This is a genomic window from Arthrobacter sp. Edens01, assembly GCF_001307035.1.
In the GTDB taxonomy this organism is placed as follows: domain Bacteria; phylum Actinomycetota; class Actinomycetes; order Actinomycetales; family Micrococcaceae; genus Arthrobacter_B.
On sequence record NZ_LKIU01000005.1, the window covers coordinates 878,017 to 895,362 of the forward strand.

The 17,346-nt window shown below is 59.5% G+C and carries 12 protein-coding genes; 10 read left to right on the plus strand and 2 right to left on the minus strand.

Annotated elements, in window-relative coordinates; genetic code table 11:
• Nucleotides 1-5: 5 nt before the first annotated feature.
• The gene (locus AO716_RS10280) at nt 6-479 is read right to left on the minus strand and encodes a DUF3515 domain-containing protein (protein WP_055240778.1); all 474 of its coding nucleotides are present in this window, start codon (nt 477-479) and stop codon (nt 6-8) included.
• A 132-nt stretch (nt 480-611) separates the two neighbouring features.
• On the opposite strand from AO716_RS10280, the gene AO716_RS10285 reads away from it, so the two are divergent.
• From AO716_RS10285 to AO716_RS10325, 10 genes are all read left to right on the plus strand, one after another.
• Entirely contained in the window at nt 612-1,610 is a 999-nt protein-coding gene (locus AO716_RS10285; RefSeq protein ID WP_055240779.1) for an LCP family protein, read from the plus strand.
• Nucleotides 1,611-1,615: 5 nt separating this feature from the next.
• On the plus strand, nt 1,616-2,317 hold the full coding sequence (locus AO716_RS17290) for a hypothetical protein (RefSeq protein WP_152969940.1): 702 nt from the start codon (nt 1,616-1,618) through the stop codon (nt 2,315-2,317).
• Nucleotides 2,318-2,394: 77 nt separating this feature from the next.
• Entirely contained in the window at nt 2,395-3,600 is a 1,206-nt protein-coding gene (locus AO716_RS10290) for a glycosyltransferase family 4 protein (RefSeq protein WP_055240780.1), read from the plus strand.
• A gap of 14 nt (nt 3,601-3,614) precedes the next feature.
• A complete protein-coding gene (locus tag AO716_RS10295; RefSeq protein WP_235472058.1) occupies nt 3,615-5,342 on the plus strand; it encodes a glycosyltransferase family 4 protein in 1,728 nt (575 codons plus the stop codon).
• Nucleotides 5,339-6,226 (plus strand): ABC transporter permease, encoded by an 888-nt coding sequence (locus AO716_RS10300; RefSeq protein ID WP_055240782.1) that lies wholly within the window; start codon nt 5,339-5,341, stop codon nt 6,224-6,226. The genes AO716_RS10295 and AO716_RS10300 overlap by 4 nt, the downstream gene beginning before the upstream one ends.
• Nucleotides 6,210-7,100, plus strand: coding sequence for an ABC transporter ATP-binding protein (locus tag AO716_RS10305; protein ID WP_152969941.1), 891 nt, complete (start codon nt 6,210-6,212; stop codon nt 7,098-7,100). Before AO716_RS10300 ends, AO716_RS10305 begins: the two co-directional genes overlap by 17 nt.
• A gap of 8 nt (nt 7,101-7,108) precedes the next feature.
• Nucleotides 7,109-8,995 (plus strand): glycosyltransferase family protein, encoded by a 1,887-nt coding sequence (locus AO716_RS10310; protein ID WP_152969942.1) that lies wholly within the window; start codon nt 7,109-7,111, stop codon nt 8,993-8,995.
• Between the two features lie 7 nt (nt 8,996-9,002).
• The gene (wecC, locus tag AO716_RS10315; protein ID WP_055240784.1) at nt 9,003-10,250 is read left to right on the plus strand and encodes a UDP-N-acetyl-D-mannosamine dehydrogenase; all 1,248 of its coding nucleotides are present in this window, start codon (nt 9,003-9,005) and stop codon (nt 10,248-10,250) included.
• A gap of 83 nt (nt 10,251-10,333) precedes the next feature.
• The gene (locus AO716_RS10320; protein WP_160317927.1) at nt 10,334-14,701 is read left to right on the plus strand and encodes a glycosyltransferase; all 4,368 of its coding nucleotides are present in this window, start codon (nt 10,334-10,336) and stop codon (nt 14,699-14,701) included.
• Between the two features lie 587 nt (nt 14,702-15,288).
• Nucleotides 15,289-16,134, plus strand: a complete 846-nt coding sequence (locus AO716_RS10325) for a hypothetical protein (protein ID WP_055240786.1) — start codon at nt 15,289-15,291, stop codon at nt 16,132-16,134.
• Nucleotides 16,135-16,164: 30 nt separating this feature from the next.
• On the opposite strand, the gene AO716_RS10330 is transcribed toward AO716_RS10325, so the two are convergent.
• Entirely contained in the window at nt 16,165-17,337 is a 1,173-nt protein-coding gene (locus tag AO716_RS10330) for a hypothetical protein (protein ID WP_055240787.1), read from the minus strand.
• Nucleotides 17,338-17,346 lie beyond the last annotated feature (9 nt).

Below are 17,346 nucleotides of genomic sequence, written 5' to 3' on the forward strand. Positions count from 1 at the left end.
CTCGGTCAGCCCGGCAGGTCGACGTCGTTGGTGCTTACACACTCGCGGGTCTGGTCAATCCGCGAGACGGCGTTTTCGAGTTCCACGAGCACCGTGGAGGACGCCACCTTTTCGGTGTCGATCAGGACTTCTACGGCGGGGTCACGGCCATAGGTCGTGGCCGTCCAGAGGTTGCCCTCTTCACGCAGTACCCAATCCACACCGTTTACTGTTGCGCAGGCATCGGTGGTTGGTCCGGGAACCGGGACACCGCAGCGCACAATGATCTCCGCAGGACTGCCCCAGGCGGAAGTAGCCTGGCTGGTGGTCTCACGCTGGTCTGCACCTGCAAGGTTTTCCGGCAGCGCCACCATCACAGGGGCACAATCCGGGTTAGCGGCATCAGGCGCGGCTTCCACATCAGCTGCAGGAGTGCAGCCGGTCAAGACTGCGGCGAGGACCAGGGCGCCGGCGGAAACGGCTGCCGGGAAGAATTTCATGTTTCAAGGGTATCCGGAGGGGCAGGTGCCCACGGAATCAGCGGCCGTGGATAGCGGGGGAGAGGTTGTACGGGAACGGAAGGATGTCCTAGTAAACTTCTCAGCACGGGGGGCCGGAATGAGAGGAAAGCCTTGACAGATCTCTTTTCGGAGAACCGAGAGCACGCCGAGCGGAAGCGCCGTCCAGTGCTCAAGACGGTCTTGGTTATGGCCACAATCGTCCTGATCGCGGGCCTGGCCGCCGGCGGTTATCTGTACAGCCTGGCGCGCACTTTCGACTCGGGGGCGGCAACTATTCCGCTCTCCAGCGGTAACGCTCCGCCAAAAACCTCGGATGCCGAAGACACTGTGAACATCCTGGTCCTGGGCAGTGACAGCAGGGAGCCCGGGGCAGCCGCCAGATCGGATGCCCTGATGCTGCTGCACATTCCGGGCGACCGGCAGGGTATCTACGCCGTATCCATAATGCGGGATACCTGGACCACCATTCCGGGCCACGGCGAGTACAAGATCAACGCCGCCATGGCCCTGGGCGGGGTCCCATTGGTTGTAGATACTGTCCAGGACATGTTCGGAGTGCCGATCGACCATGCGGCCGTCATCGACTTTGAGGGGTTCAAGGACCTCACCACCGCGCTGGGCGGGGTGAGCATTCAGAACCCTGTCGCTTTCCAAGCGACAGGAGAAGGCGCAGCGTACTTTCCTGCGGGGACCGTGACGGTGGAGGGCGCGCCGGCGCTCGAGTACGTCCGCGAACGCTATGCTTTTGATGACGGGGATTACCAGCGGGTGCGGAACCAGCAGGCTTTCCTGCACGGGCTTCTGTCGAAGCTCATCTCCACTGAGACCCTTGGTGACCCCGTCAAGCTGCACGGGGCAATCGCGTCCATCTCGCCGTACCTGAGCGTCGACGAGGGGCTGACCGGCCTCCGGGTAGGAACGCTGGCGCTGGAACTGCGCAGCGTACGCTCCGGCGACATCGAGATGTTCACCCTCCCCAACGCTGGAGTGGGTACCTCTGCGGATGGCCAGTCGATCGTATTGCCCGATGCAACCGCGGCCGGGGAACTTGCCGAGGCACTGAAAACCGATACTGTGGCTCAGTATGCCGCCGGTCTGAATGGAGAATAACTAGGATGAGCAGCTCCAGGAGCCGACGCCTGCGCAGTGCCGCGGTAGCTGCCGTGCTAATAGCCGGATCGAGTGCGGTACCGGCGTTCGCCGTCGAAGGAGAACAGCCGCCGGCTGTCGTGGAGCCTGTACCGGAGACTCCCGTTGACGAGACCACTCCCGCTGATCCGGCACCGAATCCCGAACCGGTTGTGCCCGCACCGGGAACTTCAGCTGTGCCTGCCCCCGCTCCTGCTCCTGCCCCCGGCCCGACTCAGACAACGATCCAGCGCGACCCATTTGCGGGTTATGAAGTCCACCCCGGCACCGGGTATTTGATCGAGCCCGGAACCAACAACCTGGTCGACGCCAATACCGGGCTCTACACAGACCTCAGGTGGGATCCCGTAACGGACACCGTGAGCAATGTTTTCGACGCCGGGCAGGGGAGCGCGGTGCCCAGCCCGTCACCCACTGAATCTGCTGGCCCAGCCGTAGTGCCATCGGGTAGGGCGTCGTTCACAGCCACGAAAGCGGCTTCGCTCTCCCCGTCCGCAAGTCCTTCAGAAGCAGTTACGGCTGCTGACCGTGCCAGCTCCGCCGCCGAAACGAACTGGAGCACCCACTGGCTAACTCGGACGTTAATGTTCCTGCTTCTGGCAGGTGCAGGTGTTCTTTATTACATCAAGCTTCAAAAGGGCACTCCCGGCATAGGCAAAACCGACTAGGGTCAAATCGTTAGGTAGACTTACCTCTGTTTGATAGGGGGCGGCGTCTTACGCGCCCTCGGATTCTGGGGGACGACATGCGTGCACAGCTGCTGACGCATTCATATTTGCCGGAGAACAGTCCGCCGCAACGCCGCTGGACCCAGCTCATCCGCACGTTCCGGGAACTTGGATGGGACGTAGAAGTCATCGCCCCCGTTGCACATTCGTCCGGGCGGCGGACCCTTCCGAGGAAGGAAGCGGGCCGTGCGTTTCGCAAGGATAGGGGACGTCATGGGGAGACCATCCGCCGGGCCCCGTACCTTTATCACCGCACCACCCGCCTGGGGCGGTTCGCCGACCAGTGCTTTTCGGCCACCTGCAGCGTGCTAGCAGCACTCATGGGCCCTAAGCCCGACGTCGTGATAGCCACCGTACCTTCACTGCCTATTCTCGGCGCTGGATTTGCCGTGGCAAAGCTGCGAGGCGTCCCCTTTGTTGCCGATATGCGGGATGCGTGGCCGGACATTGCCCGTGACGCCCGGCTGGTGCAGGGCAGCGCCAAGAGCCTTGCTGAAAGAGCGATCGTTGCCATCCAGCAGCGAGCTGAACTTATTGTCACCGTGACCTATGGTTTTGCCCAGACACTGCGGGACCGCGGACTGAAGAATGTGGCAACCATAAGCAACGGCATCGACACCGCGAGCAGGGAACTGCTGCCGCCTCCTCCCGCGGAAGCGGACCGCCTGCAAGTGCTATATCTGGGCAATCACGGCGAAAGCCAGCGGCTGGAGACAGTCATCAGGGCCGCTGCGCAGGCAGACGACACCGTCCGGCTGACCATGGTCGGGCAGGGTGTGCACCGTCGAAAGCTCAAGGCACTCGCTGAAGCGCTGGGAGCGCCAGTCGAATTCCACGAACCAGTCCGAGGCATAGACGCAGTTATGAGCTATTACCGCAGGGCGGACACCTGTGTCATCTCACTGCGGGATGACTGGAAGTCCTTTGAGACGACGATTCCTTCCAAGACCTACGAGGTGCTGGCTGTCGGACGGCACGTCACCGGCATTGTGCTGGGAGAAGCCCGGGAGATCATTGAAGAGTCGAAGGCTGGAGACGTCGTGCGGTCCGACCCAGCTGATATAGCAGCACTCTGGAAAGAACTTGCCCAGGATCGCAGCCGCCTGCTCACTGGGTCCTCCGGTCGGGACTGGGTGGAGGCCAACGCCAATGTCGAGAGCTTGGGCCGGGCTTATGTTGAGCTCCTGACATCCGTTGTCTCGGGGAACCGCAGCACCAAATGAACTCCACCAGGATCTTGAACAACTTGTCACTCGCCGCATCCACGGTTGTCGAACACCTTGGAGATGACCCGGCCATGCTTGCGCTGCAGCTCTCGCGGCGTCTGCCGGCTCGCTCGGTGCGGCCGGTAGCGGCGGCTGCCGCGGCAGCGCCGGGTGTCTTCCTGCCGGCATTGGTAGACTTGATCCGTGGACGGAAGAACGACCTCGAAGCCAGGCTGACTGGGGCGGCAGCAGCGGTGCCTTCGCACCGTCTGGCTGTGCGGCTCGCAGACGTGGCGGTGGCGGCTGGCCTGCCGGAACTCGCAGAGAAGATTCTGGCTGAGACCCCTATGCGGGTTAAGGGCCGGCCCGCAGTTGAGGCAAGACTCTGCTGGTACCAAGGCGACATGTCGGGCGCACTTTCGGTCCTGGACCAGGGAACCGGAACGCGCTCCGAGCGCCGACTCCGATCCCGTCTCGCGAGCGAACTGAGTGTTTTCGATGGCTGGGCCCCCACACTTGCCAAAGTCCAGGGGTTCAGTTCAGAGCCGAAATCAGTCCTGCATCTGCTAACAAACTCGCTGCCGGCAACCGGCAGCGGCTATGCCCAGCGGTCGCAGTCATTGTTGCACGCACAACATAAGCGCGGCTGGAAGGTCCATGCAGTCACCCGGCTCGGTTACCCGGTTCAGGTGGGCAGCGTCTGGGCACCTGCTCTTGAGGTGCTCGACGGCGTCACCTACCACCGCCTGCTGCCTAGCAGGTTGCCCAACGGCATGGCCGCCCGGTTGCAGCTGCAGACGGAGGCGGTCCTGCGACTGGCACTGGAAGTGAAGCCCGCAGTGCTGCATACCACCACACACTTTGTGAACGGACTCGTGGCGCAGACGGTCGCCGAAGCGCTGAACATTCCATGGGTATACGAGGTGCGTGGGCAACTGGCTGATACCTGGGCGTCAGCACGGGGCGAGGAAGCGCGGCGGAGTGAGCGTTACCGAAAGTTCATTGCCCGGGAAGCCGAGACAATGCGTGCTGCCGGAGCGGTGGCAACGCTCGGGCAGGCTATGCAGAGCGGTGTTGTCGCCGCAGGGGTACCGCAGGAAGACATCTTTCTCCTGCCGAACGCGGTCGGCGAAGACTATCTTGCTGAACCACTCGAGCAGGCCGCTGCCCGGGAACGCCTCGGCCTGCCCGTAGGAGGGCAGTTCATCGGAACGGTCAGCAGCCTGGTCGAGTACGAAGGGTTGGATGATCTACTGCGTGCCTTCGCTGTCCTGGCGCCTCAGGTCCCTAATGCCACGTGTTTGATTGTGGGTGATGGAGCCGCTGCACCGGGCCTGAAACGGCTGGCCTCCGGACTTGGAATCGCGGAAAGAGTCGTCTTTACTGGCCGTGTTCCGAGGGAGAAAGCCCATCTGTACCATCAGGCGATGGATGTTTTCGTGGTGCCGCGCAAAGATCTGCCCGTGACACGGGCTGTTACTCCTCTGAAACCTGTCGAAGCGCTGGCATCGGCACGTCCCGTGGTCTTCAGCGATCTTCCGGCGCTTCACGAAGTCGTGAGGGCCGGAGTTGACGGACGCGCAGCCCCTCCGGAGAACCCCGCGAGCCTTGCCAGGATTCTGCAGGAGGTCCTCGAAGACGATGCGGCCCGGGCATTGATGGGAAATGCAGGACGTCAGCACACGGTAGCCACACGAACCTGGTCATTACTGGCCGAGACAACGATAAAGAGGTACATGGAATTGGGATCCAGCTTATGAGTCAGGAAACCAAGATCGAGATGGGCGCCAAGAATGTGCCCGTCAGAGTGGATTTGAGGGTACTCGCGAGGGTCGGTGCAAAACCGGGGCTGATCGACTACTTGATTTCCCTTTGGAACTACCGCCACTTTATGGTCTACGACGCACGGGCACGGGTCCAGAGCGGTAATAAGCGGGATCGATTGGGGAGCGCCTGGCTCCTCCTCGATCCGCTGCTCAACGGTATCGGTTACTTTCTCATCTTTGGGCTGCTCCTGGGAGCCAGCCGAGGGGTGGAGAACTTCATCGGGTTCCTGATCCTCGGTGTCTTCCTCTTTCAAATGAGTTCGAGGGCCGTAGTTAGCGGGGCCCGTGTTATCCCTTCAAACCGCAATGTTATCCAAGCCTTCAACTTTCCGCGGGCAACGCTGACGGTCGCAGTAAACATCCGTGAACTCCTTGCCAACATCCCGGTAATCATCATGATGCTCCTGATGATCCTGGTCATCGCGCCTGCTGAAGAGATCACCTGGCGTTGGCTGCTTCTTGGGCCGGCAGTAGGGCTGCAGTTCATCTTCAATCTGGGGGCGGGGCTCCTGCTGGCGCCGCTGGTGGCCAAAATAAACGACGTCGTCCATGTCGTTTCCTTCGCCATGCGGTTCTGGATGTTCGCCTCCTGCGTCATGTTTCCAATTGACCGGTATAACAGCGTTCCTGTTATCAAGGCGATCGTAGAGGCGAACCCGCTTTATCTGGTCCTCGATATTGTCCGCAGCAGTGTCCTCTACGCGCAGACGCCGGGATGGCAGAGCTGGGCCGGATTGGCAGCCTGGGCCCTGGGCACACTGATGGTCGGCATGCTCATTTTCTGGAAGGGGGAGGAGAGCTATGGCCGAGACGACTGACTTGCTCCTGCCACAAACACCTGCGGTGGTGATAGACCGAGCTTCTATGACCTATACGGTCAATTCAGATGAGAAACGCTCGTCCCCAGGAAGCGCTCTTGGACGGGTTATGCGCAAAATCTCAGGTCGGGAGTCCACTGTCAAGATTAATGCACTCAAGGAGCTGTCACTGGTCGCGTACCAGGGTGAAGCGATCGGAGTTATAGGACTAAACGGCTCAGGCAAGAGTACGCTCATGAACCTGATTTGCGGCAAGATTCAGCCGACCACTGGCGCCATATATGCTTCTTCGACTCCCATAATGCTAGGAGTTTCAGCAGCTCTTGTTCCTGACCTGTCGGGAGCGCACAACGTGATCCTTGGTTGTTTGGCAATGGGCCTGACCAAGGCGCAAATCGCCGATCGGCACGAAGCCATCATGGAACTGGCGGGCCTGGGCAGTTCCATCAACCTGCCCATGCGGTCTTATTCAGCCGGCATGGCTTCGCGACTTCGCTTTGCGATTGCGGCCGCCATCGATCCGGAGATCCTCATCATTGACGAGGCGCTGAATACTGGTGACGACGAGTTCCGGGGACGGACAAAGCAGAGAATGGACCAACTGCGAGAGCAGGCTGGGTGCGTCTTCCTTGTGAGCCACAGTCTAAAGACGATCCAGGACTTGTGCACCCGGGTCATTTGGATCGACAAAGGAGACCTGCTTTTCGACGGGGACACGGAAACTGCGCTGGGGTGGTACCGCAAATATACGAAAGAGCTCGCCGGAGGGGACCGTTTTGCTGCGGCGAAGATCCGCCGCCGGATGCAGAACACACTCGACACTGTCTCCATTGAGCCGCTGCAACCCGGGCGCCGGAGGTCTGTGAGGGCATGATCACGGACATGTCTGAACTTCGCCGCTCACTCTGGCATCTGAGGAAGTCAGGCTGGAGCGGATTGCAGACCAAGATCCGACGGGACAGGGCTGAGCGTGGGATTTATCGGGGATCGGCTGATGGTGCCCTCGCGTTCCAGACCGGCCGCCGTCGTCGCATTTCATTCAATCCGATGGTCGTGGACACACCTGAACCCAGGACTGGGGTCTCGGCTGCCGTGATATTGGATGATTTTTCCCTCCTGGCCTTCGGCTACGAGTGGCACCAGACGGTACTGTCCAGAGACGGGTGGGCAGATCAGATTGCTGCCAAGCAGCCTGATCTGCTCTTTGTAGAGTCGGCCTGGTCCGGAAACAAGGGTGAGTGGAAGCACCAGCTGACGGGCACCAAAAGGCCTTCTGCAAACCTCCGCGCCTTGGTTGAGGAGTGCCGCAGCCGCGATATCCCTACCGTGTTTTGGAACAAAGAGGACCCTCCGCACTACGACGATTTCCTGGAAACAGCAAAGCTGTTCGATCACGTCTTCACCAGTGATTCGAACCGGCTGGTTTCATACCGGAGGGACCTTGGCCACGACCGGGTAGCTGTTCTCCAGTTCGCCGCCCAGCCGGTCATCCACAATCCGGCTAGGCCACGTTATGGGTGGCACCTGCGTGACATCGCTTTTGCCGGCATGTACTTTGCCCACAAATACCCTCAGCGGCGCGAACAGATGGACGTCCTCCTGGGAGCAGCGGAACAGATCAGCGCGCAGTTGCCAATTGGCCTGGAAATCTTCTCCCGGCACGCTGAGGCAGACGACAACTATAAGTTTCCAGCTCCGTACGATGGGCGGGTGGTCGGGAGCCTGCCCTATGACCGCATGCTTACGGCGTATAAGGCGTATAAAGCGTTCCTCAATGTCAACTCGGTGGTGGACTCTCCGAGCATGTGTGCTCGGCGGATCTTTGAAATCACTGCGTCGGGTACCAGCGTGGTCAGTACTCCAAGTGCGGCACTGACCCAGCTGTGGGACAACGATGAACAGTTCATCGTGTCCGACCGTGCAGAAGCTGCTCAAACCCTAAGCGCCCTGATGCGTAATCCGGAGTTGTCCTCCAGACAACTGCATCTGGCGCAGCGGCGGATTTGGGCAGAGCACACGTATGCCCATCGGGCGGAGACGGTTCTTCGCCTGGCCGTGCCGGAAAAAGCCCAGGCAGTGAGGTTACCCAGTGTGTCCCTGCTTGTGTCCTCCAACCGGCCCCACCAGCTGGAACACGTTTTCAGGACCGTTGGCGGATTAGTGGGCCCAGCCGCTGAGCTGGTGTTGCTTACGCACGGTTTTGATGTTGGGAAAGAGAAGATCGCGCAGTGGCAGGAGAAATACTCCGTCCCCAACCTCGTCCTCCTTCACCAAAGTGAGGATCTGTCGTTGGGCGAGTGCCTGAACCACTGCGTCAAAGCGGCAAGCGGCGATGTCCTGTCGAAGATGGATGACGACGATTACTACGGGCCGAACTATTTGCTCGACCTGGTTAACGCACTCGGGTACTCACGGGCTGACGTAGTGGGGAAACAAGCCCATTATATGTACCTCGCGGAACGCAACGCTGCGCTTCTTCGATTTGCGGAGCGTGAGCACAGGTTTACTAACATGGTGATGGGCCCCACAATCGCTGCACGGAAGGACGTGTTTGGCGACATTCCATTCCAGAGTCTCCGCACTGGTGAGGACAGTACGTTCCTCAACGATGTCATTGCGCGCGGAGGGACCATATACTCCGCCGACAAATACAACTATTTCCAGTTTCGTGGAAGCGTGAACCACGCATGGAAGGTTTCCGATGCAGAACTCCTGACATCGGGAGATATACAGTTTTTCGGCTCGCCCGAAGAACACGTAACACTTTAGGGGAAACATGAAAGAATTCAAGAGCGTAGCCGTTATCGGCCTGGGTTATATCGGCCTGCCTACGGCGGCCGTACTGGCGGGCAAAGGACTTAACGTCATCGGCGTTGACGTCAAGGAATCCTCAGTCGAAGCCATCAACCGGGGAGAGGTTCCGTTTGTCGAGCCCGACTTGGGCGAAGCAGTGTCCAAGGCTGTGTCAGCCGGTACTCTTAAAGCCACAACGGACACACCAGTGGCCGACGCCTACATCGTCGCCGTTCCGACTCCGTTCAACGCTGACCGGACTGCCGACCTCTCATACATAGAGGCAGCAGCGCGGAGCATCGCCCCCCAGCTGACGGGGGATGAGCTGGTCATTCTGGAGTCGACCTCTCCTCCCGGCGCTACGCAGCACCTAGGCGACTACCTCGTTGAGCTCCGCCCTGACCTGTCGCTGGACACCCAATCAGGAAAGCCTGTGCTCCACGTTGCACATTGTCCCGAGCGTGTGCTGCCCGGCCGGGTCATGATCGAGCTTGTCTCCAACGACCGGATTGTTGGTGGACTCACCCGCGAGGCTGCAGAAATGGCACGCGACCTTTACAGCGTTTTTTGCGAAGGGGAAATGCACGTCACGGATGCCAAGACCGCTGAAATGGCGAAATTGGTGGAAAACTCCTACCGCGACGTGAATATTGCCTTCGCCAATGAACTGTCGGTCATCAGCTCCCGCTTGGGGATCGACGTCTGGGAGCTCATCGAACTCGCCAACCACCATCCGCGGGTGAACATCCTGCAGCCCGGCCCCGGCGTCGGCGGCCACTGCATTGCAGTTGATCCCTGGTTTATCGTCGCGGCGGCTCCCGAGGACGCCAAACTCATCCGCCAGGCCCGCGAAACGAACGATGCGAAGCCGGAGTGGGTTATCGCAAAGGTCAAGGAATTGGTTGCCGGCCGCACAAACGCAACGGTGGCTGCCTTGGGTTTGGCGTTCAAAGCAGACATTGATGACCTGCGTGAGTCTCCTGCTATCTCAATTGTTGCATCGCTGAGTGAGCAGCTCCCCGAGGTCCGCTTCTCCGTAGTGGAGCCTCACGTGGAAGATTTGCCCCGAGCCCTCACGGGTCGCAGCAACGTCTGTCTAACCGCCACGAAGGATGCCATCGAGCAGGCAGATGTGGTCCTTTTGCTGGTCGATCACACAGCCTTCAAGGAACTGGACAGGGCCCTTCTGGCTGGCAAGAAGGTCATTGATACGCGTGGAGTATGGCGCTAGCCAACCAGCGGTAACGAGTCGAGCTCCAGCATTAGGACACAATGAAGTACGCAGATGAACGGCAGTCCTTCTCGGCTGCCGCGTTGGCCCGGCGCCAGAATTACCCCTCGGATATGGATGGCCTCCTGGCTCTGTATGAGGAGACGGTTGCACGCGGCCAGGAGGACGCTTTGGCGCTCCGCACGCTACAACGGGAGTTCCTCGAGGTGCGTGCCGAATCGGATCAGCTGCGTTCCGAACTGCAAACTGCCAGAAGCGAGGTCCAGCGGCTGAAGACCGAGCTGACCAAGCTGCGCCGCTCTGCGAGTCTGCGTCTCGGAAAGGCGATGCTTGCGCCGATCCGGAAGGTCCGCCCGGCTGGTCAGGCACAGTCGCTGAAGCACCCGGTCCCGCAAAACGCGGAAGGACGCACGTTGGCACAAGCACCGGGGCCTTCCGAACCGGGATGGCCCGGAGAGCAGCGCATGGAGCGGGAAATCCGGTTGGAGGAGTTGCTGTCCGATGTGCGGAAGGAACCGTCCGCGGCCAATATCCTCCGTGCCGTCGCGCATTACTACTATGTTCTCGGAGAGATTCAGGCACCAGCTGCGCTTATCCGGGAACATGCGGATGCTCTCGAATCACTGGATGCTCCTGGCCGGAGGACTGTGGAAGCAGTGCTCGGCCAGGAGCGGTTGTGGCGCAGAGAACCGGACATCGCTCCCAGACAGCCCAACGCCGGGTACCTAATTGAACGTGGGCGGGTCATGTACTGTGCCCACAGCACCGGGCACTTCAACAGCAACGGCTACTCGACGAGAACTGCTGAGCTCGTCCAGGGTTTCCTGAAGCAGGGTGTCGATGTTCGGGTGGTTGCCCGTCCCGGCTACCCCTGGGACGTGCCGGTGGACCAACCAAAACCGCCCGTGACGCGTTTTACGAGGGACGTCCTTGGCGTGGAGCACGTTTTCACCCCTGGACCTTCCTGGAGCAACCAGCCGCTGGACCGTTATTGGCTGGAAGCTGCTGACGTGTACGTGCGGGAAGCCCAGCGGGCAAGAGTCGCCGCTATTCACTCGGCTTCGAACCATGTGACAGCCCTGCCGGCGTTGCTGGCAGCCCGTCGCCTTGGTCTGCCGTTCTCCTATGAGGTACGGGGGCTGTGGGAAATTACTGAGGCCTCCGAGAAACCGGGCTGGGAAAAGTCCGAACGTTTCCAGTTGGCAAAGAGGCTAGAGACCCTTGTAGCGTCCAACGCTGACATTGTCTTTGCGATCACGGAGCAGGTCCGGGAAGAGCTGGTTCGCCGTGGGGTCGAACGGGAAAAAATCCAGCTGTTGCCAAATGGCGTGGACACTGACCGGTTTACTCCGATGCCGGCGTCGGACGAACTCCGCCTCGACCTTGGTCTGCCAACCGGTGTTCCGGTCATTGGATATGCAGGGAGTTTGGTCCATTACGAAGGACTCTCTGATCTATTGGGCGCGGTTGCCCTGCTTCGGGACCGGGGCATTGATTTCCATGCAGTCATCGTGGGAGACGGGCCAGAATTGCCGCACCTCGTGGCCCGCACTGACAGTCTGGGACTGGGGGACAGAGTTACCTTCACGGGCAGGGTTGAGGCCACCAAAGTACCTGATTACGTAAGCGTTTTCGACGTCATGCCGTGTCCCCGTCTTCGTCTTCCGGTTACCGAACTGGTTTCACCTTTGAAACCATTGGAAGCCATGGCCGCAGGGAAAGCCATGGTGCTGACCGACCTTGCACCCCTCCGTGAGTTTGCGGGCGCGGACCAGGGGCGGGCGTTGCTGGCTGAGCCGGCCAACCCGGTACCGCTGGCCGATCAGCTTGCCAAGCTTCTGACTAACAAGGCTCTTCGCGAGGAACTGGGGAAACGAGCGAGGCTTTGGGTCGTCCGGTCACGCCAGTGGGGCGACATAGCCCGGACCATGAGTGATTCGCTTTTGCCGCTTCTTCATGGCGAACAGCCTGCGCTGCCCGATCAAAGAGACCTGAAGCAGATCTCTGTCGGGGTCATAGCCGACTCCTTTACCACTGAGGGACTCCGCCCCGAAGTGCAGCTGACCGAACTGCTGCCCGGTGCCTGGCGGGACCAGCTCACGCAAAGCCCAATTGACGTGCTGCTTGTTGAATCTGCCTGGGAAGGGGTAGACGGGAAGTGGAAGCAGAAGGTCGGCTACTACGATGAGGAGCGCTTCAGCGACCTCCGCGGGATAATCGCCTTCTGTAACGAGCAGTCCATCCCAACGATCTTCTGGAACAAGGAAGATCCCGTCCACTTCAACCGGTTCAAGCGGACGGCCGAAATCTTCGACCATGTATTCACCACAGACTCTGGATGCATCGCACGGTACGCCGAGTCCAGCAGCCGCAACCGAACGGTTGCTTCGCTTCCGTTCTACTCCCAGCCAAAACTCCACAACCCTCTCCCCACCGACTACCCGTACGAACACACTGTCGCCTATGCCGGTTCGTATTATGGCGATCGGTACCCAGCTCGCTCCGCGGAGCTGGCAGCAATCCTGTCAGCAGCCAAGCCGTTTGGGCTGGCCATCTATGATCGACAGCATCTCAACGAAGACAGCCCTTATCGCTTTCCGTCCAGTCTGGGACCGTTTGTTCGAGGAGGGCTGCCTTATCTGGAAATGGTAAAGGCATACAAGGCACACCCGGTCCACGTGAACGTCAATTCCGTGGACGCCTCTCCGACAATGTTCTCCCGCCGGGTCGCGGAGATTGCCGCTTCGGGTTCCGTTGTCCTCAGTGGAAAAGGCGAAGGCGTCACGAACGTCATGGCCGGTCTGGTCCATACCGTCGCCAATTCGGAGGAAGCACACGCTGTCCTCAGCCGCTGGATGAAGAACGAAACAGTGAGACTGCGTGACGCCTGGCTTGGTTACCGGCTAATCCATCGTGGGCACACCGCTGCCCATCGCCTGGCCTATATGCTTCGCTGCGCCGGTATGGTGGTCCGTGCACCGGAACCGCCACGGTATGCGGTACGGCTCAATGACCCGAGTCCGGACGCGCTGCGTCTTTTGGCTGCTCAGACAATTAGGCCGACAGTGGTAATCATCCCTGACCACTACGCGCTGGAAGGAAGCGGCCTGGACTTCCTTACGGAGTCGGAAGCGACCCCCGCAATGCTCGAACGCCAGGGCATCCGATGGATAGGCGAGATGCCGGGGGAGGGAACGGACAGAACAGTTTTCGAAGATCTTCTGACGGCGACAACTTTCGGCGAATGGTCCGAGATCGGGATTTCCGCCGAAAACGGCAGCGGTGTCGGCGAAGGCCTGTTGCGCTATGGAACCGCTCCTGAGGGCTCCCCCAAGCTGTCATCAACGGTTCATGGAGTGGACCGGATAAACGGGAAGGTTGTATTTCGCCGGTATCCGGCGATAGATACACTCCCTGCTGCGCAGCCGCGGGTTTCCGTCAGGCAGCGACCAGACACGACCATTCTCATAGCCGGTCATGACCTGAAGTTCACCAGCGGTATCATCCGGTCCCTTGAGTCCGAGGGACATACGGTAATCCTGGATTCGTGGCAGGGGCACAATCAGCATGATGAGGAGCTCAGCAGACAAAAGCTGTCCAAGGCTGATGTTGTATTCACAGAGTGGACGCTGGGAAACGCGGTTTGGTATTCCAAGAACCTGCACGAGCATCAGCGCCTGGTGTCGCGGTTCCATTCCCAAGAACTTTTCACTGATTATCCAAAGATGATAAACACGGACCGGGTCGAGAAGTTCATCTTTGTTGGGGAGCACGTGAAGAACATCGCCGTAAGGGATTTGGGTATATCCCTGGCGAAGTCGATTGTTCTGCCTAACCCGGTGGAGGCACTGGAATTGGCCGTGCCCAAGGATGATGACGCGCGGTTCACTTTGGGCCTAGTGGGGATAGTGCCGGCCCAGAAAGGTTTGGACAGGGCTCTGGATCTGCTGGCAGCGCTTCGTGCCGTCGATCCGCGTTACCGGCTCCGCATCAAGGGCAAACGGCCCGAAGACTACACCTGGATGAGTGCAAGGCCCGACGAAATGGCGTATTACGAGTCCCAGTACCAGCGCATCGAAGCCGATGCCTTGCTCCGCGGAGCCGTCACCTTTGACGGGCATGGCCCTGACATGAGCCGATGGTACCGCGATATCGGTGTGGTCCTCTCAGTCAGCGAATTCGAGTCTTTTCATATGACCCTTGCTGACGGGGGAGCCAGCGGCGCCGCACCTGTGAGCTTGGCTTGGCCTGGCTCGGACCAGATCTACCCCGACTCGTGGCTGTTCCCATCCGTGCCCGAAATGGCGGCGTACATACTTAGGGCGACCAGAACCACCGAGGAATGGAAGCGCCACGGTGCTGAGGCGAGTTCGTGGGTCAGCGAGCACTTGTCTTCAAAGAAGGTGCTGCCTGCGCTAACCAGCGTCATCTTGGGTGACCACCAGGCATGAGGGTCCGGGGCATCGCGCAGGCAACATTTGGGGCGCTCGGGGAAATGGCCGCCCGGCGTATCTTGACCCGTCCTTTAACCGGGAGGTCTAATCCCGATGATGGTTGGAGTGCGAATCAAACCGACGCCGGCTACACGGTCAGGGCAACCACCGAAGGCAGATCCTTCAGTCTCTCCTGGACTATTCCCAAGCCCTATGATGTCGAAGTGCACGGACATTCATTCGTCCTCCTGGACAGGAAAAGGGCACACCTTGGCGAAATACGAATAGAGGCGGACGGGCCCGCAACGCTCGCAGGGGACCGGCCAGGCAACCGGTCATCTCGTGTTCTGAGGCAGCAGCAAAGAGTCACGTTGACTGCGTGCACCGATCTAAGACTGCATGTTCAAAACAAGGAAGGTCTTCTCGTACCCCGCGGTGTCTCGAGCCCGGCTGCAGGTTGGGCGGTATGGCAGGGGGAGCGTCACCTCACGTATTTGCTGGAAGAGCCTGTCTCGGGAGCGGGACGCTCCAAATTATGTGTAGCGTTTTCGGCGATAGGCGCTCCGTACGACTTCACCTATAACTACCGCTCATCCCTAAAGAACGTGGACGCCTATCGGCTGTATATTCTCGACAACTTCGGGTCCCAGGGCTCGTACTATTTTGCGGATCACCGGGACCGGACGATATTCAACGCTGTGCAGGAGTTTATTGCGGAAACAGCCCGGCAGCTCGGCGTGGATCGCATGGATATCACCATGTTGGGGACCTCCAAAGGAGGGACGGCCGCAATCGCCCATGGGCTCAGGCTCGGCGCCGGCCGCGTTGTTGCTGGAGCGCCCCAGTACCTGCCCGGTTCCTACCTCAAGGGTGCGGCGCCCCATATCCTCTCGTTCATCGCAGGAGCTGATGACCAAGAGTCGGTAGCTTGGCTTGACCGGCTGATCCCTGAATCGCTGGGAGAATCCAGCCGTGACACATCAGTCTCCATCCTGGTTGGTGAAAATGACAGCCATCTTAAGATCCATGTCCGTCCCTTCATGGAATTTGCCGAGCGGGAGAACCTGGATGCCACCGTGCTGGTGGTTAAAGATCTCACTCATCAGGACATTGGCCGGGCATTCTCGCCCTATGTGGGCGACGTGCTTCGCTCCGGCGACGATCCCGCCAGGCGAAGGTCTCTCATTCCTTACCAGTTTGAATGGCGGAATGGGGCAGCGGGCAATGAAGTCCAGCTTAAGGTCTGGGTACCGCCGGGTGAGGTTGTCTCCGCGGTTTTCAAGACCGAACAAGGTGCCTTGCCCCTGATGTCCTCGCACACTCCGACGTACTTCCGGACTGAGGTTCCGGACGGACAGAGCGTTTGGGCGACGGTTACACGCAGGGCCTCAGATGGTTCCGGCGGCCTTCGTACCTTCGATACGAGGATTCTCGCACCCCGGGACAACTGAAACGACCATCTTCGGGGTGCTGGGAACTGCTTATCCCCAGATTCGAACGGCTTTCCTATGGATGATCTCGTCCCCCAAACGGACGAACGCCCGGACGGAGCAGCCAGGGGGAACATCTTTGAAGACAACCACCTCTTCGCGGGAGTACCAAAGGGTCTCAAGCCGTTCAGCCCCCTTCACCAGATAGTAGGCGATCATCGCATCTTGGCCGAACATTTTCTCGAGGTTGGCGGCCACTACGGCCCTGCCGCCTGGGGAGCGGCTGACTGTCAAGCGGAATTCACGCGCCAGTGGGGCGAGATCCGGCGAGTACGTCAGGTCATTCGACTGGTTGGCTACGAAATCATGTAATTCATCTTCGTCCTGAAACTGCAGTCTCCCCTCGAGGTTGTCTATATAGGCTGACTTATTGTCCTGCGACAGGTTGGACCCACGTCTCATATATACGAAGGTTGGCTCATTGTTGCGGACTAAAGTTAAGACTATGCCTCGCTGGCTGAACAGATCTTCCGCTTCTTGGTCAATGAACTCCGGAATTCCCCAAGGGCTGTAGGCTTCGAGCGTCTCATAGTGGGCGCGGGGAATCACAAAGAACTTGTTCCCGGGTATGCACCGTCTGAATGATACGTTTTCGAGTGTTACACCTTCTGGTCGGACATAGGCCAGAAACTGGCGGTACATGCCGACGGCGCTGACTGACTGCGGGGTACTGCAGAGAACTTTACGGGCGATTAGATTGATTTGCTCAAAGTGGTCTGGGTGCAGCAGGTCGTCGTCGTCCATAGATACTCGGATTAAGGCATCGTATTGATCGAGACGCAGATACTTAGAAGCCGACGCGAAAAGGGCCTCCCTTCTTCCTGGCTGTTTATTTGGGTTCTTCAGTTTGTCAACGTGGGAAGTAGGCGGAGCGTCGTATCCGCCGCTCGGGTGGTCATAAAGATGGATGCGGGTGATTGCCCGTGTCAAGGAGTCCATGCGGTTGATTGACAGTTCGAGGGCCGGAAGATAAGCACTCTTGTCCCTAGAGACGTGGATGACTATCTGCATGTCAGTGCCGTCGGATAGCGGCGATTGTTCGCCTATGGAGGCCAACGTTCTGCTAAAGCGGTTCAAATATGCTTTTATGATCTCCTGATCCGTCTCCGCATCACAAAAAATCATGTCTGCCCAGAGTAATAGCCGGGGCTGCTTGGAGCTCATACTGGAAGT

Excerpts from the sequence above, each read along its gene's own strand:
- AO716_RS10310 (WP_152969942.1), top strand. The coding sequence starts at position 7,109 with ATGTCTGAACTTCGCCGCTCACTCTGGCATCTGAGGAAGTCAGGCTGG.
- AO716_RS10290 (WP_055240780.1), top strand. The coding sequence starts at position 2,395 with ATGCGTGCACAGCTGCTGACGCATTCATATTTGCCGGAGAACAGTCCG.
- AO716_RS10300 (WP_055240782.1), top strand. The coding sequence starts at position 5,339 with ATGAGTCAGGAAACCAAGATCGAGATGGGCGCCAAGAATGTGCCCGTC.
- AO716_RS10305 (WP_152969941.1), top strand. The coding sequence starts at position 6,210 with ATGGCCGAGACGACTGACTTGCTCCTGCCACAAACACCTGCGGTGGTG.
- AO716_RS10280 (WP_055240778.1), bottom strand. The coding sequence starts at position 479 with ATGAAATTCTTCCCGGCAGCCGTTTCCGCCGGCGCCCTGGTCCTCGCC.
- AO716_RS17290 (WP_152969940.1), top strand. The coding sequence starts at position 1,616 with ATGAGCAGCTCCAGGAGCCGACGCCTGCGCAGTGCCGCGGTAGCTGCC.
- AO716_RS10330 (WP_055240787.1), bottom strand. The coding sequence starts at position 17,337 with ATGAGCTCCAAGCAGCCCCGGCTATTACTCTGGGCAGACATGATTTTT.
- wecC (WP_055240784.1), top strand. The coding sequence starts at position 9,003 with ATGAAAGAATTCAAGAGCGTAGCCGTTATCGGCCTGGGTTATATCGGC.